The organism is Streptomyces sp. NPDC127119 (assembly GCF_042677425.1).
Classification (GTDB): Bacteria; Actinomycetota; Actinomycetes; order Streptomycetales; family Streptomycetaceae; genus Streptomyces.
On sequence record NZ_JBHXTO010000151.1, the window covers coordinates 1 to 22,658 of the forward strand.

Below are 22,658 nucleotides of genomic sequence, written 5' to 3' on the forward strand. Positions count from 1 at the left end.
CCTTCAGGGCAAAGGCTGGGGCGCAGCCCCGCTTTTGAGGGGCGCGGGGAACTGCGCGAACGGCCCCCACCGGGCAGCAGACGATCGACACGCCGGCCGGCCCCGCCCCTCAGGGGCGCGGGGAACTGCGCGGTCCGCCCCCACCGGGCCGCAGACGGCCAACGCACCCGCCCGCGCCGGCACAGGCGCAGGGCGGCACTCCCCGGCCACCCCCACCCCCACCGGCTGTGGCTGTTGTGGGGCCGGGGTCTCTCGGGGTGGGCGGGCGCGGGGCACAGGGGGCCCGCGGGGCCCTGACGTGGGCCGATGCGGCGCACCGACGGCCACCGCCAGGGACCACGCATCGGCGGGAACCACCCCTGCCGACCACCCCACCCCGCCGGTAGCGTGCTGCCCCCGTCCCGTACGCATCCGTACGAAGGAAACGACCGATGGCCGATACCGGGCAGTACGATCAACGGTACGAACACTACGAAGGCGGAAGCCCCGAGGCGGAACGGCTGGTTTTCGATCGGCTGGCCCGGGAACTGATGGACGTACAGGTGAAGAACCGCCGGGCCGGCGGCGGCGGAACCGCCCGCGCCATCCACGCCAAGGCCCCCCTGGGTGTGGAGAACGCCCGGCTCCGCTTCCACGACGACCTCCCCGCCGCCCTCCGCGTCGGCTTCGCCCGCCCCGGCGCCGACTACCCGGTGACCCTGCGGCTGTCGAACGCGAGCGGCATCCGCCAGGGCGACGGCACCCCCGACCTGCGCGGCGCGGCCCTGCGCGTTCGGGTGTCGGACGAGGAGAGCCATGATCTGCTCGCCACGAGCCACCCCGTGTCGCACGCCCGCGACGCCCGTGAGTTCGTGGCCTTCGCGAAGGCGATGGCAGGCGCCCGGAACCCGCTCCGGAAGGCGTTCGCGCTGCTGGTGAAGCTCCCTCTCGCGGTGGGGTTCGAGACCGCCACCCGTATGCGGCGCAATGTGCAGGCGGCCACCCGACAGACCGTCACCTCGCTTGCCACGCAGACTTATTGGAGCCGCGGCGCGATGCTCTGGGGCGAGGCGGGCCCGGTGCGCTATCTGCTGCGCCCGGCCGCCGGAACCCCGCCGGCTCCCCCGCCCGACCGCCGCGACCCCGACTTCCTGCACCACGAGCTGGCCCGTCGGCTCGCCTCGGCCGATGTCTCCTTCGAGCTGTGCGTGCAGCGGTACGTGGACGAGTTGCGCACCCCGGTCGAGAACACCTCGGTGGAGTGGAAGGACGCGGTCTCGCCGCCGATCCCGGTGGCCCGGCTCACCGTACCCGGCCAGGATCTGGACGAGGCCGAGGCGCGGGCGGCGGCCCGGCGGGTGGAGGACCTGGTGTTCAACCCCTGGTACACCACCGACGACTTCCGCCCCCTGGGCAATCTCAACCGCGCCCGCAAGGCCGCGTACCAGGCGAGCGGCGCGCACCGGCTCGGGCTGCGTTTCGTCACCGAGGAGCCGCTGCGCAACCGGATCCTCGGCCGGCCCGTCGGCGCCGTCCTGACGCGGCTGAACCGGTATGTGCCCTGGCACCGGCTGCCGTTGCAGCTGAGCCTGCTCAACCTGGTGTTCCTGCGGAAGGTGCTGCGCCGGTTCAACCTCATCGACTCCGAGGTGCGCGAGGCCCCGCCCAGGGCGCAGCCCGTACCGCGGCCCATCGAGGAACGGCTGCGTACCGAGCGCTCGTACGACGGGTCGTACAACGATCTGTCCGAGCCGCGGATGGGTGCCGTGGGCGCGGCCTTCGGACGGAATCTGACGCCCGACTACCGGCCCGACCAGTTCGACACGCCCAACCCGGTCACGGTCAGCCGTCAGCTCCTGCGGCGGGACAGCTTCCTGCCCGCGACCTCGCTGAACGTGCTGGCGGCGGCCTGGATCCAGTTCCAGGTGCACGACTGGGTCAACCATCGCAGGTATCCGGCCGGCGGCCCGTCCGTAGAGGTGCCGCTGCCGCCCGGCAGCGACCCCTGGCACAACACGCCGGGCGGGTCGGCGGAGAACGTGATGCGGTTCACCGACAACGAGGGGCTGGCCCAGTCGGGGAACCGCCCGCCGATCCTGTTCGGGAACATGGCCTCGCACTGGTGGGACGGTTCCGAGGTGTACGGCGGCGACGAGGAGACCGCCCGTTTCCTGCGCGAGCCCGACGGCGGCGCCAAACTCCGCCTGGAGGACGGCCACTTGCCGGGGGCTCAGAACGGCATTCCGCTCACCGGGTTCAACGAGAGCTGGTGGATGGGCCTCAGCGCGATGCACACCCTGTTCGCGCGGGAGCACAACGCGGTCTGTGACGCGCTGCGCGCCGAGTACCCGTCGATGGGCGAGGAGCGGATCTACCACACGGCCCGGCTGGTGGTGTCCGCGCTCATCGCGAAGATTCACACGGTGGAGTGGACCCCGGCGATCCTCGCCACCAAGGCGATCGACATCGGCCTGAAGACCAACTGGCAGGGTCCGCCGAAGAATTGGCTGAACCAGCTGGGGCTGTGGCTGCTGGAGGCGCACTCGCTCAAGGGCATCCCCCAGACGATGCCGGACCACCACGGGACGCCGTACTCGCTGACCGAGGACTTCGTCACGGTGTACCGGATGCATCCGCTGGTCCCCGACGACTTCGAGCTGCGCGAGCACCACTTCGGGCACCGGCTGGAGACGGTCGGGTTCATGGACATCCAGGGCGGCGCGGCCGAGTCGCAGATCCGCAAGACGGGGCTCGCGAACGCGCTGTACTCGTTCGGGATCGCCCACCCCGGCGCGATCACCCTGCACAACTACCCGCAGGCGCTGCAGCGGTTCGAGCGGGACGGCGAGATCATCGACCTGTCGGTGGTGGACCTCGTACGGACCCGGCGGCGGGGTGTGCCGCGCTACAACGACTTCCGTGAGGGTCTGCACAAGCAGCGCATCCGTTCCTTCGAGGAGCTGACGCAGAGCACCGAGTCGCTGGCGCGGCTCAAGGAGGTGTACCGCTCGGTCGACGAGATCGACACGGTGGTGGGCCTGTTCGCGGAGAACCCGCCGACGGGCTTCGGCTTCAGCGACACGGCCTTCCGCATCTTCATCCTGATGGCGACGCGGCGTCTGCAGAGCGACCGCTTCCTGACCGTCGACTACCGGCCCGAGGTCTACACGCCGCTCGGTATCGACTGGGTCGAGAAGGGCGGCATGGACTCCGTCGTCCTGCGGCACTGCCCGGAGCTGGCGGCTCTGCTGCCGCGCGACGCGAGCGCCTTCGCGCCCTGGCGGGCGGTCCGCCCGACGGACGACGGCGACGCCAACGGCACCGGCACCGGCACCGGAGGCAACGGTGAGCCGGGCTGAGCACCGCTCCGGACACCCGGGGCTCGACGATCTGCTGGCGCGGCCTCTTCTGGAGACCCTGTGGCGCCGCCGCACCCACCGGGTCAGCCGCGGCGCGTCGGTGCCGGCCGGTTCCATGAGCCACCGCTCCACGCACAGTCCGCAGCCCCTGTCGGAGCTGGAGGAGGCGGTGCTGATCGCGCTGACCGGCGCCAGCGGGCTGACCATGCCGGACCGGCCCTTCGACGATCCGCGGGACGGCAAGCCCATCATGGCCAAGCCCAATCTCACGATGGCGGGCCGGACCGCGGGCAGCCCGGACAACGCGCAGGGCACCCACTTCTTCATGATCAACGACTCGGGCACGTACTACCTGCGCAAGCTGGAGCCCGCCCCGCACGAGCCCTTCGACGCCGCCACGCTGGTCGCGAGGGCCCACCGGGCCAAGGTGCGGATCCTGGACCACCGCCTCGACGTCGCCGAGGGGATGCGCGACTTCCCGGCGTACCTCGACTCGAACCGGTTCCTGTCCAACCTGCCCGGCAGCACGCTGTTCCTGCCGGTGGTCGACCTGTCCCACCAGTACGTCAACGCGCTGATGTACCTGCTCACGCAGCCGGACGGGGCCCGCCCGACCTTCGTCGACGACCGCAACCTCTACCGCCCCGCCGGGGTACGGAAGTGGGTACGCAACGGCTTCCTGAACGGCGACCTGAAGCTGCCGCTGGGCGCGCTCGGCCCGATGCGCACCCAGATCGAGGCGGACCTGCTCCTGCAGAACCTGATGCTCACCGCCGAGGCGATGGGCCTGGGCGCCTGGATCCACGCCTCGATCAACCCGCAGATCGCCCTGGGCGACCCGAAGTTCTCGAAGGCGTACGGCCGGATGCTCGGTTTCACCTTCGTCACCCCGCGCTGGCGGCTCGCCGACGTGTGGCGCTGGCACGTACCGCTGCCGAAGTACGCGAACCTGCGCTCGCACCCGGTGGGTCTCACCTCCCCGGAAGGCGAGCCCCTGATCGAGGCCGCCTGCCCGCCCGCGCACCCGTCGATGTCGGCGGCCGTGGACGCGGTCATCGAGGCCAAGTTCGGGCCCGGCGGCACGTACACGGACAAGGAGGTCTTCACCCGGATCTACAAGGAGGACTACGGGCAGCGCTATCTCGCCGAGGCCAGTGAGTACGAGTCACGGGTCGTGGACTGCGCCCGTGACGTGTGCGAGTACGTCATCGCGACGCACCGGCGGTTCCCCGCGCACACGGACGCGATCCATGTGCCGGGGGTCTGGCTGCAGGCGCACCACGTCGAGGAGGAGTACTACGACCGCTTCTTCGTGAACGGTCTGACGCCGGCGCACCGCGAGCACTCCGGCGTCTGGGACGGCTGAACCCCCTTCGTCGCGGGGCCAGGGGCCAGGGACGGGTCTTGGCAAGGCAGGTCAGGGAGGTCAGGTCAGGTCACGCCAGCGGTGGTACGACGCAGTCGATGAGACAGGGGCCGGGCTCTTCCAGGGCCCGGCCCAGCAGGACGGCGAACTGCTCGGCGGTGACGGCCCGTTCGGCGGGTACGCCCATGCCGCGGGCCAGGGCCACGAAGTCCAGGTCGGGACGGGACAGGTCGAGGAGATCGCCGGCCCGGGGGCCCGCGGCGGTCGCGCCGACGGACCGGAGCTCCAGATTGAGGACCGAGTACGCGCGGTTGTCGAAAAGCACGACGGTGACGTGGAGCTGCTCGCGGGCCATGGTCCACAGCGCCTGAAGCGTGTACATGGCGCTGCCGTCCGCCTCCAGGGCGAGTACGGGCCGGTCGGGCGCGGCGAGCGCGGCGCCGACGGCCGCGGGCAGCCCCTGTCCGATGGCTCCGCCGGTGAGGCTGAGCCAGTCGTGGGGTGGGGCACCCGCCGTCGCGGCGGGCAGCCAGATACCCGAGGTGTTCGCCTCGTCGACGACGATCGCGTGTTCCGGGAGCAGCGCGCCGATCGCCGCGGCGGCGCTCTCGCCGGTCAGGGCCCCGGTGGGCCGTTCGGGCCGCAGGGGCGCCTGCGGGATGGGGGTCACGTCGCTCTTCACCAGCTCCGCGAGCGCCTCGAGCGAGGCCGTCACGTCCTCGGTCCCGAGGGACGCCGACAGCACCTGGCACCCGTCCGGGACGATCCGGCCATTCTGCCCCGGATACGCGAAGAACGTCACCGGCTCGGCCGCTCCGGCGAGCAACAGCACGCGTGTGCCCGCCAGTTGGGCGGCGGCGTCCGCCTCCCGGTAGGCGAGCCGGCCGACCGCGGGCAGTCCCGCGCCGCGTTCCAGCCGGGCCGGGAAGGTCTCGCACAGCAGCCGGGCGCCGGTGGCGGCGGCGACCCGGGCGGCGGCGCGCAGCCCGCGCCCGTGCGTGGCCGCGCCGCCGAGGAGCAGCGCGGCGGGCCCGGTGGAGCGCAGCGCCCCGGCCGCCTCCTCGACGGCCGCCGCGGACACGGCTCCGGGGCGCGGCCCGGTCCGTACGGGCGGCCGGCCGGACTTGCCCGCCTCCGACCAGGACACGTCGGCGGGCACCAGCAGGGTCGCCACCGACCCGGGCGGCCCGTACGCGGCGGCGACCGCCTCGGACACGTCGCTCGCGAGGTCGGTGGCGCGATACGTACGCCGGGTCCAGCCCGAGACGGTACGCGCGAGCGACCCGATGTCGGACTCCAGGGGCGCGTCGAGCCGTTTGTGGTGCAGGGCGTGGTCGCCGACGACGTTCAGGACGGGGGTGCCGGCGCGGCGGGCGTTGTGCAGATTGGCCAGGCCGTTGGCGAGTCCGGGGCCCAGGTGCAGGAGTGTCGAGGCGGGTTTGCCCGCCATGCGCCCGTAGCCGTCGGCCGCGCCCGTGGCCACGCCTTCGAAGAGGCAGAGCACTCCGCGCAGGCCCGGCACCTCGTCCAGGGCGGCCACGAAGTGCATCTCGGAGGTACCGGGGTTGGCGAAACACACCTCGACGCCCGCGTCCACGAGGCCTTCCACGAGGGTCTGCGCTCCGTTCGGCATGACGGTCCGCCTCCGCTGCTCGTGCCTGTCAGGGTGTGCGCCTGCCAGTCTCACCAGCTTCGGAACGGGGCGTCAGTCAGAATTCCGGACATCCGGACCGCTGCGGGGCCGCGTGACCGGCCGCCCCGGCTCAGCGCACGGGCCTCCGTACGTGCTGTGCCGCCAGCCGTACCGGGGCGTTCTGGGCGCCGTAACCGCGGTAGCCACCGTCGCGCTGGACCAGTTCGAAGAAGACCCGGCCGATCGTCTCCGTGTAGCAGTGCCGGAAGGCGCCGTCCGCGTCCCGGTCGTAGAGGATGCCGAGTTCCCGGAAGGTCTCCAACTCACCTTCGTCGAACTCGTACTTGGCCGCGAGGTCGTCGTAGTAGTTGGCGGGGATGGTCAGCAGCCGGCCGCCCGCGGCCCGGAAGCGGCGGGCCGCCGACACGAGGTCGTCGGTGGCGAGCGCGAGGTGCTGGGCGCGGTCGGCGTCGTCGGCACTCGGGGCCGGACCGACACCGAGGGCGATACGGACGCTGCCGTCGGCGTTGGTGACGGCCCGGCTGCGCAGAAGCCCGTACGGATCGGCGACGTCCACGCTCTCCAGGGCGCCGAGCCCCAGCACGCTGCGATGGAAGAGCGCGGCCTCGTCGAACTGGTGCCAGGGCTGGGTGAGGGCGAGGTGATCGATGCGGTGGAGGCCACCGGGGGTGGCCACAGCATGCTCAACGGGCTCTGCGGGCTCTGCGGGCTCTGCGAACTGCGCAGACTGTGCGGGCTGTGCGGGCTCCGCGGGCACGAAGTCGCGTGTCCAGTCGGGCAGTCCGGGGCGGCCGGTGGCGCAGAAGAAGAGTTCCGTGCCGTCGGGTGCGGCGACGGCGTCCAGAGGCACGTCCTCGGGGGTGCGACGGCGCGGCAGCACGGGGGCGAGCAGCGCTTCGGCCCGCTTGGCCGCGCCCGCCGGGTCCGGTGATTCCAGCCCGACGGCGGCGAGTTGCGTACCGTCGCGGCGGGCGCCCGGACCGGTGTTGAGCAGCACACGGGCCTCGCCCTGCTGCCACAGGTCGACCGGTTTGCCGCGGTGCCGGGCGGTCCGGGTGAACCCGAGTGCTTCGAGGAGTTCCGAGATCGGTTCGACGTCGGGGCTGACCAGTTCGGCGAAGGCGATGCCGGTCGGCACGACGGGCGCGGGCGGCGCGGTGAGGCCGACGCTCTCCTGCAGCACGAGCAGCGAGCGCTGCGCGTCGACGGCGGTCGGCCCGGCCTCGGCCTGCCGGAAGACGTCGTTGAAGACTTCGAGGGAGAGCGGCCCCTGGTATCCGGCCTTGATCACCTGCCGGAGGAGCCCGGCGATGTCGAAGCCGCCCTGTCCGGGGAAGCAGCGGTAGTGGCGGCTCCACTGCAGGACGTCCATGGCCATCAGAGGCGCGTCGGCCAGTTGAAGGAAGAAGATCTTCTCGCCGGGAATCTCCGCGATCCCTTCGAGATCCCTGGGATCGGAGGTGCGGGCGAGGATGTGGAAACTGTCGAGGCAGGTGCCGAGCGCCGGGTGGTCGGCGGCTTCGACGATGCGCCAGGCGTGGTCGTACGTGCTGACGTGCCGGCCCCACGCCAGGGCCTCGTAGGCGACGCGGATGCCGTGGCTTTCGGCGAGTTCGGCGAGCCTGCGGAGGTGGAAGGCGGCGAGCGCGTCGTCGTCGACGGCGAGGGGCGAGACGCTGGAACACACCAGGACGGTGTCGGCGCCGAGCCGCTCCATGAGCCGGAACTTGTGCTCGGCGCGGCGCAGATTGCGCCGGAACTCGTCCGGCGGGACGGCCTCGATGTCACGCATCGGCTGATAGAGATCGATGCTCAGCCCGAGATCGGCACACCGCGCCCGAATCTCCTCCGGCGCGAGAGGGCTGGCCAACAGGTCGTTCTCGAAGACCTCGACCCCGTCGAACCCGGCCCGAGCGGCAGCGGTGAGCTTCTCGGTCAGGGCCCCACTGAGACAAACGGTCGCGATGGACGTACGCACGTCAATCCCTTTCCACTCGCAGTTCACAACAAGGCTGAGGCCGGGCCCCGTAAGGGGCGCGGGGAACTGCGCGCCCAGCCCCCACGGACCCGCAGACGGCATACGGCGTGCCGGGGCAGATCCCGTCCGTCTTTCACCCGCGGACGCGTGGGGGTGGGCCGCGCCGTTCCCCGCGCCCCTTACGGGGCCCCACGCACCCGCAGCGGGTGCACGGGCCGCCACGGCAGGCGCCGTCCCGCTTTCGTCCGCGGACGCGTGGGGGCGGGCCGCGCCGTTCCCCGCGCCCCTTACGGGGCCCGGAGTGCCCCGGCTCCGGCCAGCTCGGAAATATCCAGCAACATCCGCGAAGCGTCCGCGTCCCGGCCCGTGAACAACCGAAACGCGTCCGCGGCCTGGAAGGCGGCCATCCCCCCGCCGTCGAGCACCGCACACCCCACCCCCCGGGCGACCCGCAGCAACTCGGTCTCCAGCGGCCGGTAGACCACCTCGGCCACCCACAGCCCCGGCCGCAGCAACTCCGCCGCGAACGGCAGCCCGGGATGCGCGGCCATCCCCATGGGCGTGGCATGCACGACGCCGTCGGCCCCGGCGAGCAGCGCGGGCAGCCGCTCCGGACCACCGGCGTCCACCCGTCCCGCCCCGAACTGCCGGTTCAGCTGCGCGGCCAGCGCCCCGGCCCGGTCCGGCAGCGCGTCCACCACGGTGACGGACCCCGCCCCGAGCGTCAGCAGGGCGTGCGCGACGGCGGCCCCCGCGCCTCCCGCGCCCAGCTGCACCACCCGCTCCAGCCGAGCGTCGGGCAGCCCGCGCGCGAAGCTCGCCGCGAACCCGGTGACATCCGTGTTGTGCCCGATCGCGCGCCCGCCGGCGAAGACGACGGTGTTCACCGCGCCGAGCGCCTCGGCCTGCGGGGAGAGCGCGTCCAGGTGCTCGATGACGAGCTGCTTGCAGGGATGGGTGATGTTCAGCCCGTCGAAACCGAGGTCGCGGGCGGCCCGTACCAGGTCGCCCACCGCCTCCGGCGCGACACCGAGCGCGTCGATGTCGATGAGCCGGTACAGACAGCGCAGGCCCTGCCGGTCGGCCTCCCGCTCGTGCAGGGCCGGGCTGAGGGACGGGCCGATGCCCGCGCCGATCAGTCCGACGAGATACGAGTCCTTGACCACGGCGACCACGACGGACCTCCCGAGCAGCTCACTAATGTACGAACCAGTACGTTAGCTATACCAGCATCCCGCGACCACGGAAAGGGGCGCCGGACACCCGGAGCCGTGCGCCGCCGCCTGCTTCTAGAATCGCGGGGCACCGGCCCCTCGCCCGAGAGACCCCGAAAGAGCCGGAAAGAACCCGAAGGAACCCGATGACCAGCGTCGAAGAACCGGCAAGGCCGAACGGACGCATCCGTGACGCCGCCCGCACGAGGGCCGAGATCCTCGACGTGGCGACCCGGGAGTTCGCCCGGGCCGGCTACGACGGGGCGCGGGTCGACGAGATCGCCGCCCGCACCCGGACCACGAAGCGGATGATCTATTACTACTTCGGCGGCAAGGAGCAGCTGTTCACCGCCGTGCTGGAGCGGTCGTACGGCGTCATCCGTGAGGCGGAGCAGGGGCTCGACGTCGAACATCTGGACCCGGTCGCGGCCATCAGGCGGCTGGCGGAGCTGACCTTCGACCACCACGAGGCGCACCCGGACTTCATCCGCCTGGTCAGCATCGAGAACATCCACGGAGCCGCGCACATCGCCGGGTCCGAGAAGCTCGGCAGGATCGGCTCGCCCGCGCTCGACGTGATCCGCCGCATCCTGGAGTCGGGGCGGGAGTCGGGCCTGTTCACGGCCGACGTCGACGCCGTGGACCTGCACGCGATGATCAGCTCGTTCTGCTTCTTCCGGGTCGCCAACCGGCACACGTTCGGCGCGCTGTTCGGCCGCGACCTGGTCGACCCCGCGCAGCGCGAGCACTACCGGAGCATGCTCGGCGACATGGTCATCGCCTATCTGACGGCGGACCGCACGGCCGACTGAGCATCGGCAAGATCCTTCGGCACGACCTCTTGACACCCGGGAAACGTGAGCGCAACATCCGTATCCAGCCACTACTAACTATCTAGTGGGTTCATTAACCGGGCAGCATCCCGGCACGGCGGTCCCACCACCCCAGGGCCCCGCCGCCTCTCCCCTCTGCTTCGCTCATCGCTCACTCCGCTCACCGCCCTCCTCCCGCTCACTCCGTCTACGTTGGAGTTCCCCCGAAGGAGCACCGCCGTGTCCGTCCCCGCAGCACCCCTCGACGCGCCACCGGGCCAGCCGAGGAAGGCCGCGACAGCCGCCTGGATCGGCAGCGCGCTGGAGTACTACGACTTCTTCATCTACGGGAGCGCGGCAGCGCTGATCTTCCCGGAGGTCTTCTTCGACGAGTCCGACCCGGCCACGGCGACCCTGCTGTCGCTGGCCACGTTCGGGGTCGCGTACGCGGCCCGCCCGGTCGGTGCCCTGTTCCTCGGGCACTTCGGCGACAAGGTCGGCCGCAAGAAGATCATGGTCTTCACGCTGATCCTGATGGGCCTGTCGACGTTCCTCATCGGCTGTCTGCCGACGCGCGACCAGGTCGGCACACTGGCGCCGGTACTGCTGGTCCTGTGCCGGGTCCTGCAGGGCATCTCGGCCGCGGGCGAGCAGGCCAGCGCCAACTCCATGTCCCTGGAACACGCGCCACCGGACAAACGCGGCTTCTTCACCAGCTTCACGCTCAGCGGCACCCAGGGCGGCCAGCTGCTCGCCACGCTGGTGTTCATCCCGGTCGCCGCGATGCCCGAGGACCAGCTGCTCGCCTGGGGCTGGCGCATCCCGTTCTGGATGAGCATCGCGGTCGCCGTCGTGGGCTACGTGATCCGCCGCACCCTCCAGGAGACGCCGACCTTCACACAGCAGGCCGCCACCGAGGGCGTCGCGAAGATGCCCCTCGCCGTGCTGATGCGCGAGCACTGGGCGGACGTCCTGCGGGTGGTCGCGGCGGCCCTGGTCGCCTCGGTCAGCACGATCTTCACGGTGTGGGCGCTGGCCTACGCGACCAGTGACGCGGTCGGCATGGACCGCACGTCGATGCTGTGGGTGAGCGCGCTGGCCAACCTGGTCGCGCTCGGCGCGATCCCGCTGTGGGCCACCCTGTCCGACCGCATCGGCCGCCGCCCGGTCTTCCTGATCGGCGCCGCGGGCAGCGGCGTACTGATGTTCCTCTACCTGTGGGCGATCTCCACGGGCTCGTACCCGCTGGTCCTGGTCCTCGGCATCGTCACCTTCGGTGTCGTCTACAGCGCCGCGAACGGTGTCTGGCCGTCCTTCTACGGAGAGATGTTCTCCACCCGGGTCCGCTTGTCGGGCATGGCCATCGGCACGCAGATCGGCTTCGCGATAGCGGGTTTCGCGGTGACGTTCGCCGCGCAGATCGCGGGCCCGGACGGCGACGACTGGCTGTCGGTGGCCCTGTTCACGGCCGCACTGTGCGTCCCCCCGGTGATAGCCGCACTGACGGCCCGAGAAACCCACAAACTCCCCACGGCCCAACTGGGCGAGCGAATCCGTCAGGAGTCACCGGACGTACTGAGCCCGTCCGGCGTTTGAGGACCGGGGGCACTCTCAGCCCGTCCGGCGTCTGAGGACCGGGGGTTCGGGGGCTGGCCCCCGAGTCAGTGACGGGACGGGTAGGGGCGGCGGGGGCGAAAACCCCTCGGCCACCCCCACCCACCCCCTCCCCCTCAGCTCCCCCCGGAGACCAACGTGAGCCCCGGCTCCCCCAACGCATCCGCCACCCCGAGCACAGCGGTGAACACCCCCGCCCGCACCACGACCCCCTCCCCCTCAACGCGCTCACACACCACACTCAACGGCTCGGCAGCCACAGCCCCGTACCGCACGGCGAACACGTCAAGCCCCTCGGGCGAGTCAGCCGAGACGCCCACCTCCAGCGCACTGGTCACCCGCACATGCCGCCACCCGGCATCAGGATTCCCGTACCCCCGAGGATCGGCGGCCAGAGCGAACGCGGCCTGCTGCTGGGTGAGTTCGCTCCGCGCGTCGAAGGAATCCGCACCACCCCGCTGCGGATGGGTGAGCCGCAGTTCCCCGACCGCCGCGACGAGCGGAAGGTCGGCCACCCGCCGGAACCGGTCGCCGTCGGCGGTGACGTACGGCATCCCCGCGAGCAGATACCGCTCCCCGCCGAGCCGTTCGACGATGACGGTCATCCACAGCCGCGTGCCGTCGGTGACGTACAACGACCGTACGTGGCGCAGCACATGGTCCCGCCCGACGACGGGCTTGGTCACGAGTTTGGCGGCCAGCCCACCGACACGATGGTCCGCGACCCGCACCGCGCCCATCGGACGGCACAGCAGGAAGCCGTCCGAGGCGACGCCGATGACGGGCCCGAAGCCGTGCTGCCGGTTGACGGCGGCGGCGATGAGTGCCGTACCGCCGGCCTCGATCACCGAGGGGGTCATCCGGTCGTCGAACGACACCGTGACGGTCCCGGAGCGCAGTTGGTGGCAGGCGGGTGCCGTGCTCGGGGCGCGGTGCCAGCCCGGGGTGTCCTGGATCTGCCAGACGAGCATGAACGCGAAGTGCCCGTCGACGCCTCCGTCGGCCCCGACCGCGTGCCGGCCCCAGCGCGAGTCGCCGGCGTAACGGCCGATGTCCGCGCCGATACGGCGCCCGAAGTACCGCAGCCCGAGCACGGATTCGAAGGCGGAGTGCTGCTCGCTGTAGCGCGGCCCGCCGATGTCGAAGCCGCTCCCGCACACCCGCGCGTCGATGTAACGGGCGAGTGTGTCGCCGTCCTGGGCGAAGACCTCCTCGCCGCTGACCCGGTGGGCCTGGGCGAGGAAGGACAGGGAGATGGGCCCGTAGTTGTTGTCGTACGCGCCCCCGTGCTCGGGAGGCAGCGCCGCCCCCCGGTCCCGTACGCGCCGGGCCCGGATCTCGTCGAGGTACAGCCGCAGGGCCCGCTGCCGGACCGACTCCCCCTCGTCGGGCGGGAGATGGCGGGCGAGCATCAGCCCGCCGACCACACAGCCGATGGCCTGGTTCGCGGCGTCCTGCGGGTTGAAGACCGTGGCCTCGGTCAGCCAGCGCCAGTATCCGCCCGCAACACCCAGGAGTTCGCGGTACTGCTCGTCGTCGACAAGCCCGCCGGAGGACGTGTCGAGGACGTTGACGGCCTGGAGCAGCGCCCACACCGTGCTCGGCCAGTCCCCGATGGGATGCGCGCCGGGCTCCAGCACGTAACGGGCGTACGGGAGACCGGAGTCGCGTGCCGTCAGGTTCGGGTAGCCGGGGTTGTCCTCGGTGAAGACGCGCTCGCGCAGATGGAAGCGGAGGCTGCGGCGCACGGCCTCCGGCAGGCGCGGGTCCTTGGTGCGCTGCCAGGCGAGCGCGAGCAGGGAGGTGATGCCGAGCGAGGTGTCGCCGATGTCCTCGCCCGCGGCCGGGTGCTCAAGGTTGCCCTCGGGAGTGAGCCGGGCCAGGGCCGTCTCGGTGACACCGGTCAGTACGGCGTCGTACGCGGCCGGTTCGTCCGCGAGGTCGTGCAGCGGGCCGCGCTGGTGGAGGAGGTGCACGTACGTCTAGCCCTTCATACCGGAGGTGGCCAGGCCTTCCACGAGCCGCTTCTGGAAGATCAGGAAGCAGATGAGGGTGGGCAGCAGGGCGAGCGTCGACATGGCGAACATCGCGCCGTACGACGAGCCGCTCGTCTGGTCCAGGAACAGGGTCAGTCCGAGGGGGACGGTGAACTTGTCGTTCTGCTGGAGGTAGACGAGCTGGTGCAGGAAGTCGTCGTACGTCCAGATGAAGGTGAAGATCGTGGTGGTGACGAGGGCCGGTTTCATCAGGGGCAGGATGATCTTCCAGTAGATCTGGAAGGGGTTGGCTCCGTCCATCATGGCCGCCTGGTCCAGCTCACGCGGGATGGACCGGATGAACTGGACCATGAGGAAGATGAAGAAGGCGTCCACCGCGAGGAACTTCGGCACGATCAGCGGCAGGTACGTGTTGATCCAGGTCAGGTTGTAGAAGATCGTGTACTGCGGGATCAGCACGGCCTGGGTGGGCAGCATCAGGGTGCCGAGCATCAGGCCGAACCAGATCTTCTTGCCGCGGAACTCGAAGCGCGCGAAGGCGTAGGCGGCCAGCGAGCACGAGACGACGTTCCCGATCACCGCGCCGATCGTGACGATCAGCGAGTTGGTGATGTAGAGGGAGAAGGAGTTGCCGGAGCCGCTCCAGCCCTCGGAGTAGTTCTCGGGGCGCAGCGAACCGGGGACGAGCCCCGGCTGGGTGAAGATCTCCGTGTCGGGCTTGAGCGAGCTGCTCAGCATCCACAGCAGCGGATAGAGCATGACGATCGCCACGCCGATGAGCACGGTGTGGATGAAGATGCGGCGCGATCCGGTGGCCGAACGCAGATTCCGCAGCGATGGCTTCGGGTTCCGCGGCGGCGACTTCGAGGGCCGGGTCGGGGTGATGGCGGACATGGGATGGAAGGCTCCTCGCTCAGACGTCGGTCCGGCGTCGGTCGGACGTCGGTCGTCGTCGGACGTCAGTCGTCGTAGTGGACCCAGTAGCGGCTGGCGATGAAGTTGACCGCCGTGAACCCCGCGATGACCAGGAACAGCACCCAGGCGAGCGCCGAGGCGTATCCCATCTGGAGGTCGGTGAAGCCCTTCTTGTACAGGTAGAGGCTGTACAGCATGGTCGAGTTGAGGGGTCCGCCGGAGCCGTTGCTGATGACGAAGGCGGGGGTGAACGTCTTGAACGCGTCGATGATCTGCAGGACCACGTTGAAGAAGACGATCGGTGTCAGCAGCGGCAGGGTGATCCTGAAGAACCGGGTGACGGGTGTGACGCCGTCGATCGCGGCGGCCTCGTACACGTCCTTCGGCAGTTGCTTGAGGCCGGCGAGGAAGATGACCATCGGGGTGCCGAACTGCCAGACGGCCAGCAGGATCAGCGTGTAGATCGCGGTGTCGGGGCTGGAGATCCAGTCCTGGCCCTCGATGCCGAACCAGGCGAGGAAGTCGTTGAAGAGGCCGTCGCCGCCGAAGACCTGCCGCCACACGATGGCGATGGCCACCGCGCCGCCGAGCAGGGACGGCAGATAGAAGGCGGCGCGGTACAGACCGATGCCCCGCAGGTCGCGGTTGAGCAGCATCGCCACACCGAGGGCGAGGGCCAGTTTGAGCGGCACCGAGACGACGACGTACAGCAGGGTGGCGTGCACCGAGTCCCAGAAGACCGGGTCCTGGGTGAACATCTTGTCGTAGTTGTCCACCCCGACCCACCGCGCGGGCGTCAGCAGGTCGAAGTCGGTGAAGGACAGATACAGCGAGGCCAGCATCGGATAGATCGTCAGCCCGAACAGGCCGATGAACCAGGGAGCCAGGAAGGCGTACGGCCACCAGCCCCCGCCCCGCCGTCTGGCGAGCCGGCGGCGCATACGGTCACGCTCCCGCTGGTCGGACGGGGCCACGGAAGCACCCTGCTCCCCGACGACCTCGTCACTCTTGGCGGCGGTCATACTCATCTCTCCCTGACCCTCTCGCATCATGCTTTCGTACAGCGAAGGCTGAGCCGCCCCCTGCGAAGCCGGCCACGGCTCCAGCGCCTTCGAGGCGCGGGCAGGGGGCGCGGGCACCAGCACTCTCAGCGCCCCGGCCACCGACGCCTTCAGCGGCGCGGCCACGGGCGCCTTCAGGGGCGCGGGGAACTGCGCAGTCTTTCAGGGGCGCGGGGAACTGCGCGACCGGCCCCCACCGGCCCGCAGCTCCGAACACAACCCCAGCCGAACCGAACCCTCAGCCCCCAAGAATCCCCGCGGACTGGTCGAAGAACGCCCCGAGCTGCGCCTTGATCGACTTCTTCCCGAAGGCCACCGCCAGGTTCGACTGGAACAGCAGATCCCAGATCTGATCGGCCCCCTGCGGCGGAGGCGCGGGCGCCGCAAGCGCATCGCCCGCCTTCCCGACCCGCTGCGCGATGTAGTCCGCGTTGGCCATGTTCAGCTTGTCCGTCTCGGTCAGCCCCGAGGCGATCAGCCCCCGCGCCTTCTCCGTCGGCGGAATCCCCCGCAGCAGCTGCATGTCCTTGATCGCGGTCTCGTCCTGCGCGAAATACGACATGATCTTCACCGAGTCGGCGACCTTCTTGCTGGCCTTCGTCGCGCTCAGCAGCACACCGCCGTTGACGAAGTTGCCCTCGCGGGCCCCGGAGAAGTCGCCCTGCGGAGTGGGCAGGAAGTCGAGCTGCGCGTCGGTGATGGAGCCGCCCGCGCCGTACACACCGGAGTCGAAGGTGAACAGCGCCTTGCCGATGACGACCGCGTTCTTGGTGAGGTCGTTGTGCGCGGCGGAGGTGATCGCGGGCGGCGGGGAGGCGTTGGCCTTGCGCATCCCGGCCCAGAACTCCCACCACTCCTGGAGGGTGTCCGCGGTGAAGCCGAGCTTCTTGCCGTCCTCGGTGAAGAAGGTCTCGCCCTTCTCCCGCGCGAAGACCTCGAAGCACTGGAGGGTGGAGCCGCCGCCGTCGTCGACGCCGTAGATCTTGCCGCCGCTCTTCTTGTGGACCTCGGTGCCGATCTTCTTCAGGTCGGCCCAGGTCCATTCGCGGTCGGGCAGCTCCAGGCCGAGCTTCTCCAGGCCGGTGCGGTTGACGGTGAGCTGGTTGACGCCGATGCCGGACGGCACCCCGTAGAGCTTGCCGTCGACGGTGCCCGCGGCGAGGAGCGTCTTGGAGAACCCGGTGAGGTCCAGGCTCTTGCCGACGTACGAGTCGATCGGGGCGAGGACACCCTTGCGGGCGTACTGCGCGACCAGCGCGGTGTCCATCTGCAGCAGGTCGGGGGCGCTGCCGCCGGCGATGTTGGTGTTGAACTTGTCGAAGTACCCGTCGTAGCCGGAGTAGGTCGGCCGGATCTTGATCTTCGGGTTCTTCTTCTGGAAGGCGGCCAGCACCTTCTTGTAGGCCGCGTGCCGGTCGTCGCTGCCCCACCAGATCATGGTCAGGTCGCTGCTGGTGCTGCCGGCGCCGGTGCCTCCGCTGCAGGCGCTCAGCGAGGGGCCGAGCGCGCCGGCGACTGCGATGCCGCTCGCGGAGCGGAACAGGGTTCTGCGCGAGATCTGGTGACCCACCGGGTCCTCCTGAATGTGCGTAACGGATCCCCTGGCCGTCGAGCGGCTCGGGTCTTTGTCCCTGGGGTGAGGCCTTCCGGCGTGCGGCCTCGCCCGGCCGCATCGCTCTGACGAGTGGGGGTCCCCGGCCGGGGTCCGCCGTCACATTCGCGTGGTCCGCCGGGAGAGCGGGCGGGGCGGCGCCCGGGTGGGGCGCCTCCCGGCCGACGGCTCGGGGAGGGAATGTGACGACAGGCCTTGGAGGCCGTAGCCGCACGAGCGCGCCCTCGCACGGCTGCCGTACGTCGTGTACGGCGGGACGCCTCACCCAGGGCCGGGTCCCGCCGGCCATGGAAAGCGCTTGTCCGGACATTGGCAGACCCGCGGCTGACCCGTCAATGCTTGACTCGCACCCCACCGGTCACGGTTTCGATTCCATGGGCCACGGCGAGGCGGCTCGCACCGGCCACGGTGCCGCTGTCGCCGACCATGCTGCTGACCACCTCGGTGGGCCAGCTGAGCCGCGCCAGTTCGTCCCGTACACCGGGCAGGAGCTGCGGAAACGCGCCGATCGCGCCCCCCAGCACCATCAGCCCCGGATCCAGTACCGCGACCACCGCGGCGGCCAGCCGGCCGATGTCGGCGGCGTGGCGGCCGACCACGGCACGGGCGGTGGAGTGGCCCTCCTCGGCGAGGGCGAAGAGCTTCTCGGGGGTACGGGGGCAGGGGCCGTCGGCGCCCCGCCAGGCCTCCGCGGCCCGGCGCAGGAGCGAACGGGAACCCATGCGCTCCTCCAGGGCCTCCCGGCGCGGTTCACGGCCGTCGTCCCACGGGTAGGGCAGCCGGGCCAGCTCGCCCGCGGCCCCGTTCGCGCCGCGCAGCACCCGGCCGCCGATGACGATGCCGAGGCCGATCCCCACACCGATCCGCAGATAGCCGAACGAGTCACGGCCGCGGGCGGCGCCCTGGTGCAGTTCGGCGAGTGCGGCGCAGTTGACGTTGTTCTCCAGGTGGACGGGGACCTCCGGCGGCAGCGCGACCGCCATGGCGTCGAAGGCGGGGCCCGCCTTCTCGGTCGCGGGGCGCATCCCGGTGCCGTCCCGGTCCCGTGCGGTGACGTCTCCGACGGCGACGACGACGGCGCGCAGCGGGGCTCCGGCGGGCAGGGCGCCGAGGACCGCCCGGACCGTGCCGGCGGAGTCCGCCCGCGGTCCGGTGCCCCGGGCGAGCAGGGTGCCGTCCAGGGCGCAGCCGCGTACCTGGGTGTGGGTGGGACCGAGATCGACGGCGAGCACGGCGCCCGCGGCCGGGCCCAGGCCGTAGACGGCGGCGGAACGGCCGGTGCCGCCGGAGGCGGTGCCGGAACAGGCGGCCAGCTCGGCGCCCTCGAGTTCGGCCACGGCGGTGGAGACGGTCGGTTTGGACAGACCCGCGCCGGCCGCCAGCTGGGGGCGGGTGGCGGTGCCCGTCGCGGCCAGTACGGCGAACACCGCGCGGGCGCTCTCGCTCAGGTTCATGCTCTCCCTCAGGTCATGCCGCGGCGGTCCGCCGCTCGGGTCCGTCCGGCCCTCGTCGCAACCGTTGTACGGCATGGGTTCCGCAACCCTTGACGCACCCTACTTCGTTAGTTAACTTCCTAACGAACTCGTGCGGTACTCGCCTGCCGCACTCCCCCGAAGCCCGTCCCGGGGCTTCCCTAGGCCCTATCCGCAGGCACGGTTCGCCCGCCGTTCGCTTCGCCTGCGCGCACCGCGTACCGCGGCGTCGCGCTCCGACGAAAGAGACTCCGTGCCGGACTTCACGCCCGTCGCCGTCGGTATCGACGTGGGCGGCACCAAGACACATGTGCGCGCGGGGGCCGGGGGTGGCGCCGGTTCCGGCTCCGACCCCGGCTCCGGCTCCGGCTTGGGCTCCGGCTTGGGTTCCGGGCCGGATCCGCTCACGGACGCCGGCGCGGTCGCCGGCTCCGCGGCTGAGTCGGTGGCTGCCGTCGCGGCTGCTGCGGCTGAGGCTGCCGTTGCTGCTGCGGCTGCGGGTGCGGGTGCGGCGGGCACGGTCGCCGATCATGTGCGCGCCAGCACGGGGTGGAGACCGCACGATCCGGTGTCCGCCGCCGCCTGGCTGGCCGCCCTCATCGACGACGTACTGCCCCGGGGCACCCGCCCGGCCGCGGTGGCCGTCGGCGGGCACGCCTGCGAGACACCCCGCCAGTGCGAGGAGATCCGCTCCGCTCTCCAAGCACTCCTGCACGTGCCCTGCCGTGTGGTCGGCGACGCCGAACTCCTCGTCCCCGCGGCAGGACTGGACAAGGGCGTCGGCCTCGTCGCCGGCACCGGCTCGGTCGCGGTGGGACTGCTGCCCGACGGCACCGCGATCCAGGTGGGCGGCTGGGGCGCGGTGCTCGGTGACGAGGGCGGGTCGGCGGGTCTCGTACGGGAGGCCGCGCGGGCGGTGTGGGCGGCGCGCGACCGCGGTGAGCCGCCGGACGTCCTCGCGGACCGGCTGACCGCCGCGTTCGGGGTGCCCGAAGTGCCCGCGCTGGGCGCGGCGTTGGAGAGCGCGGCCGATGTCTCCGCGGAGTGGGGACGCCATGCCCCCAGTGTGTTCGCGGCGGCCGAGGAAGGCTCGTCGCTCGCCCGCGCGGTGATCGCCGAGGGCGGCCGGTCGCTGGCGCGGCTCGTCGTCCTGCTCGCCGGACGCGGAGTCCCCGTGGACGACGTGGTCGTGGCGGGCGGGGCGGTCCTGGGCCGCCCTGTGCTGTACGAGGCGTTCACCGCCGCGCTCGCCGAGGCGTTGCCGTCGACACGGCCGAGGCCGCTGCGGGTGCCGCCGGTGGAGGGGGCCGTGGCACTGGCCCGGGCGCTGGTGTGAGGCGCGGCGGCCCGACCGGCACGGCCGAGTCCATCCCGACCGTCATGACTTCAGCACGACCTTCGACACGGACTTCAGCGCGGACTTCAACGCGATCAGAAGGAGAGGCACCTCCATGCCCGGTGCGCACCCCCGTCCCCCTCGCGGCAGAGCCGACACCGATGCCGGTACCGGTACCCATACCGATGCGGGTACCGGTATCGACCGGCGTGTGTTCCTGCGGGGCTCCGTGGGCGTCTCGGCCGGACTGATCGCGGCCCCCGCGGCCGTGGCCCGGCCCGCCACCGCGGCGGCCTCGACGGCACCAACCGCCACGGTTGCCGCCGCCGCAACGAACACGTCCGCCGCCTTCGTGGACGCGTACACCACGAACGTCGTCGGCAACCTCACCTCCGAGACCAACGCGGCCGTGCACATCCTCGACGGCTTCGCGCGCATCTGGAAGACGGGCGCGACCTGGGACACCGGCACCCCGCTGATGCCCGAGGTCCTGCGCGCCAACATGCGCTACTGCGCCCGCGTCACCCGGCGCCGCACCGACGCCGAGGCGCGCACCGCCTTCGTCCAGGACCGCCAGCACCAGAGTTACGCGGTGATCGCCGGCCTGGGCCCGCTCGCCGGCCTGTACCGGAGCGGGGCGAAGGCCGTCACCGGTATCACCTCGGCGCCGGACGGCATTCCGGCGGGACGGATCAACGACACGCTCCCCGCCGACGCGCCCGCGGGCTCCGCGCTGGGCGCCGGTTCGCACACCTCGGACCTCGGCAAGGTGGCGGAACTGGTCGACACCGTGCGTGGCCCGTTCGCGTCGAGCAACCCGTCCAAGCTCGCCTACCAGTACCCGCGTCCGTGGCGCATGACCGAGGACAGCCGGATCGTCGCCACGGGCGCGACCGACGCACTGGGCTTCCCCGTCTACGAGTCCGACGTCGTGGTCGTCCCGCAGCTGCTGAGGCAGCGCGGCACCGACCCGGCCGACGACGGGGGCTTCACCAGCGGCCACACGAACGCCTTCTACCTCGCGGCCCTGTCCCTGGCGTACGCGGTTCCGGAGCGGTTCCAGGAGTTGGTGGCCCGCGCCTCCGAACTCGCCCACACCCGCGTCGTGTCGGGCATGCACTCCACCGTCGACGTGGTGGGCGGCCGGGTCCTCGCGACGGCCCTCGCAGCGGCGGCACTCGCCGATCCCGCGAACGCCGGCCTGAAGGCGGCGGCCCGGGCGCAGGCCGCGGCGTACTTCCAGGAGCGGACCGGTTCGACCGCGGACACTCTTTACGCCTACGCGCATTCGGCGGGCCCGGACACCGATCCGTACGCGGACCGTGCCGCCAACCGGGCCGCGGTCGGGCCCCGGTTGACGTACGTGCTGCCCAAACGGGCCGCGCACGACGGGCACAACGCGCACGACGCGCACGACCGCATGAGCGTGCCGAAGGGCGCCGAGGTGCTGCTGGAGACGCGGCTGCCGTATCTCTCCGCGGCCCAGCGGCGCGAGGTGCTGCGGACGACCGCGCTGCCCGCCGGATACGTCCTGCTGGACGGTTTCGAGAAGTGGGGGCGGCTGAACCTCTTCGCCGCCGCCGACGGGTACGGGGCCTTCGACTCCGACACGCAGGTCCTGCTGGACGCCGCCGCGGGGGGTTTCGGTGCCGCCGACACCTGGCGCAACGACATCGGCGGGCGCGGTGGGCTCGTCAAGCGCGGCAGCGGAACGTTGTGCCTTGCCGGCGACAACGCGTACGCCGGTGGCACCGTGTTGGAGGCGGGCGTCCTCGCGACCGCCTCGGCCTCGGCGCTGGGACGCGGTGACGTACGGGTCGATGGCGGGACCCTGCGGGTGGCTTCGCCGCTGCGGGTACGGGGTGCGTACGCGCAGGGGTCCGGTACGACGCTGGAGGTGACGCTCGCGGGGTCCGGGGCGGCGCTCACGGTGGACCGCCGTGTGCTGCTCGACCGCGGTCGGCTCGTCGTCCACCTCGACGGGTCCTACCGGCCGCGACGGGGCACGATCCTTCCCGTGATCGAGACGCGGTCGCTGCGCGGGCGGTTCGAAGAGGTCGTGATGGACGGACTCCGAGCGGAGACGGTGTTCACATCACGGGGCCTGTCGATCCGCATCTCTTGACGTCGACTGCGGGCGGGTGGGGGCAGGCCGCGCCGTTCCCCGCGCCCCTTTGGGGCCCCTCAAGCCTCTGATTCGTCTGCGGGTGGGTGGGGGCTGATCGCGCAGTTCCCCGCGCCCCTCAAAAACGGGGCGGCGCCCCAGCTTTTGCCCCTCAAGGGGCGCGG

The 22,658-nt window shown here is 71.6% G+C and carries 14 protein-coding genes; 6 read left to right on the forward strand and 8 right to left on the reverse strand.

Translation table 11 applies throughout. The features are described from left to right. Nucleotides 1–431 precede the first annotated feature (431 nt). Both ACFVH5_RS37565 and ACFVH5_RS37570 read left to right on the forward strand, forming a co-directional pair. Entirely contained in the window at nt 432–3,338 is a 2,907-nt protein-coding gene (locus ACFVH5_RS37565) for a peroxidase family protein (protein WP_385838178.1), read from the forward strand. After that, on the forward strand, nt 3,325–4,704 hold the full coding sequence (locus tag ACFVH5_RS37570) for a hypothetical protein (protein WP_385838179.1): 1,380 nt from the start codon (nt 3,325–3,327) through the stop codon (nt 4,702–4,704). Before ACFVH5_RS37565 ends, ACFVH5_RS37570 begins: the two co-directional genes overlap by 14 nt. A gap of 70 nt (nt 4,705–4,774) precedes the next feature. Here ACFVH5_RS37570 and ACFVH5_RS37575 read toward each other — a convergent pair whose 3' ends face one another. The 3 genes from ACFVH5_RS37575 to ACFVH5_RS37585 all read right to left on the reverse strand — a co-directional run bounded on the left by ACFVH5_RS37575 (nt 4,775) and on the right by ACFVH5_RS37585 (nt 9,502). Further along, nucleotides 4,775–6,337: an acetolactate synthase large subunit gene (locus tag ACFVH5_RS37575; RefSeq protein ID WP_385838180.1), complete on the reverse strand. Its 1,563-nt coding sequence runs from the start codon at nt 6,335–6,337 to the stop codon at nt 4,775–4,777. Nucleotides 6,338–6,467: 130 nt separating this feature from the next. Further along, nucleotides 6,468–8,336 carry a bifunctional sugar phosphate isomerase/epimerase/4-hydroxyphenylpyruvate dioxygenase family protein gene (locus ACFVH5_RS37580; protein ID WP_385838181.1) on the reverse strand — a complete coding sequence of 623 codons (1,869 nt, stop codon included), beginning with the start codon at nt 8,334–8,336 and terminating at the stop codon, nt 6,468–6,470. Between the two features lie 287 nt (nt 8,337–8,623). After that, on the reverse strand, nt 8,624–9,502 hold the full coding sequence (locus ACFVH5_RS37585) for a shikimate dehydrogenase (protein WP_385838193.1): 879 nt from the start codon (nt 9,500–9,502) through the stop codon (nt 8,624–8,626). 194 nt (nt 9,503–9,696) lie between these two features. On the opposite strand from ACFVH5_RS37585, the gene ACFVH5_RS37590 reads away from it, so the two are divergent. Together ACFVH5_RS37590 and ACFVH5_RS37595 are read left to right on the forward strand one after the other, a co-directional pair. Beyond that, on the forward strand, nt 9,697–10,362 hold the full coding sequence (locus tag ACFVH5_RS37590) for a TetR/AcrR family transcriptional regulator (RefSeq protein ID WP_385838182.1): 666 nt from the start codon (nt 9,697–9,699) through the stop codon (nt 10,360–10,362). A 240-nt stretch (nt 10,363–10,602) separates the two neighbouring features. Continuing rightward, nucleotides 10,603–11,958: an MFS transporter gene (locus ACFVH5_RS37595; RefSeq protein WP_385838183.1), complete on the forward strand. Its 1,356-nt coding sequence runs from the start codon at nt 10,603–10,605 to the stop codon at nt 11,956–11,958. A 134-nt stretch (nt 11,959–12,092) separates the two neighbouring features. Here the strand turns inward: ACFVH5_RS37595 and ACFVH5_RS37600 are convergent, their stop codons facing one another. From ACFVH5_RS37600 to ACFVH5_RS37620, 5 genes are all read right to left on the reverse strand, one after another. After that, entirely contained in the window at nt 12,093–13,952 is a 1,860-nt protein-coding gene (locus tag ACFVH5_RS37600) for a hypothetical protein (RefSeq protein WP_385838185.1), read from the reverse strand. Between the two features lie 6 nt (nt 13,953–13,958). Then, nucleotides 13,959–14,867, reverse strand: a complete 909-nt coding sequence (locus tag ACFVH5_RS37605) for a carbohydrate ABC transporter permease (protein WP_385838186.1) — start codon at nt 14,865–14,867, stop codon at nt 13,959–13,961. A 65-nt stretch (nt 14,868–14,932) separates the two neighbouring features. Continuing rightward, nucleotides 14,933–15,910: a carbohydrate ABC transporter permease gene (locus tag ACFVH5_RS37610; RefSeq protein ID WP_385838187.1), complete on the reverse strand. Its 978-nt coding sequence runs from the start codon at nt 15,908–15,910 to the stop codon at nt 14,933–14,935. Nucleotides 15,911–16,187: 277 nt separating this feature from the next. After that, on the reverse strand, nt 16,188–17,519 hold the full coding sequence (locus ACFVH5_RS37615) for an ABC transporter substrate-binding protein (protein WP_385838188.1): 1,332 nt from the start codon (nt 17,517–17,519) through the stop codon (nt 16,188–16,190). Between the two features lie 374 nt (nt 17,520–17,893). Further along, the gene (locus ACFVH5_RS37620; protein WP_385838189.1) at nt 17,894–19,015 is read right to left on the reverse strand and encodes an ROK family protein; all 1,122 of its coding nucleotides are present in this window, start codon (nt 19,013–19,015) and stop codon (nt 17,894–17,896) included. A 271-nt stretch (nt 19,016–19,286) separates the two neighbouring features. Between ACFVH5_RS37620 and ACFVH5_RS37625 the strand changes: the two genes are divergently transcribed. Together ACFVH5_RS37625 and ACFVH5_RS37630 are read left to right on the forward strand one after the other, a co-directional pair. Next, entirely contained in the window at nt 19,287–20,369 is a 1,083-nt protein-coding gene (locus tag ACFVH5_RS37625; RefSeq protein ID WP_385838191.1) for an N-acetylglucosamine kinase, read from the forward strand. Nucleotides 20,370–20,484: 115 nt separating this feature from the next. After that, the gene (locus ACFVH5_RS37630; RefSeq protein ID WP_385838192.1) at nt 20,485–22,494 is read left to right on the forward strand and encodes a phosphatase PAP2 family protein; all 2,010 of its coding nucleotides are present in this window, start codon (nt 20,485–20,487) and stop codon (nt 22,492–22,494) included. Nucleotides 22,495–22,658: the final 164 nt, after the last annotated feature.

Bases quoted from the DNA above. Each gene is read 5' to 3' on its own strand.
- ACFVH5_RS37565 (WP_385838178.1), top strand. From the start codon at position 432: ATGGCCGATACCGGGCAGTACGATCAACGGTACGAACACTACGAAGGC.
- ACFVH5_RS37575 (WP_385838180.1), bottom strand. From the start codon at position 6,337: ATGCCGAACGGAGCGCAGACCCTCGTGGAAGGCCTCGTGGACGCGGGC.
- ACFVH5_RS37590 (WP_385838182.1), top strand. From the start codon at position 9,697: ATGACCAGCGTCGAAGAACCGGCAAGGCCGAACGGACGCATCCGTGAC.
- ACFVH5_RS37605 (WP_385838186.1), bottom strand. From the start codon at position 14,867: ATGTCCGCCATCACCCCGACCCGGCCCTCGAAGTCGCCGCCGCGGAAC.
- ACFVH5_RS37610 (WP_385838187.1), bottom strand. From the start codon at position 15,910: ATGACCGCCGCCAAGAGTGACGAGGTCGTCGGGGAGCAGGGTGCTTCC.
- ACFVH5_RS37620 (WP_385838189.1), bottom strand. From the start codon at position 19,015: ATGAACCTGAGCGAGAGCGCCCGCGCGGTGTTCGCCGTACTGGCCGCG.
- ACFVH5_RS37630 (WP_385838192.1), top strand. From the start codon at position 20,485: ATGCCCGGTGCGCACCCCCGTCCCCCTCGCGGCAGAGCCGACACCGAT.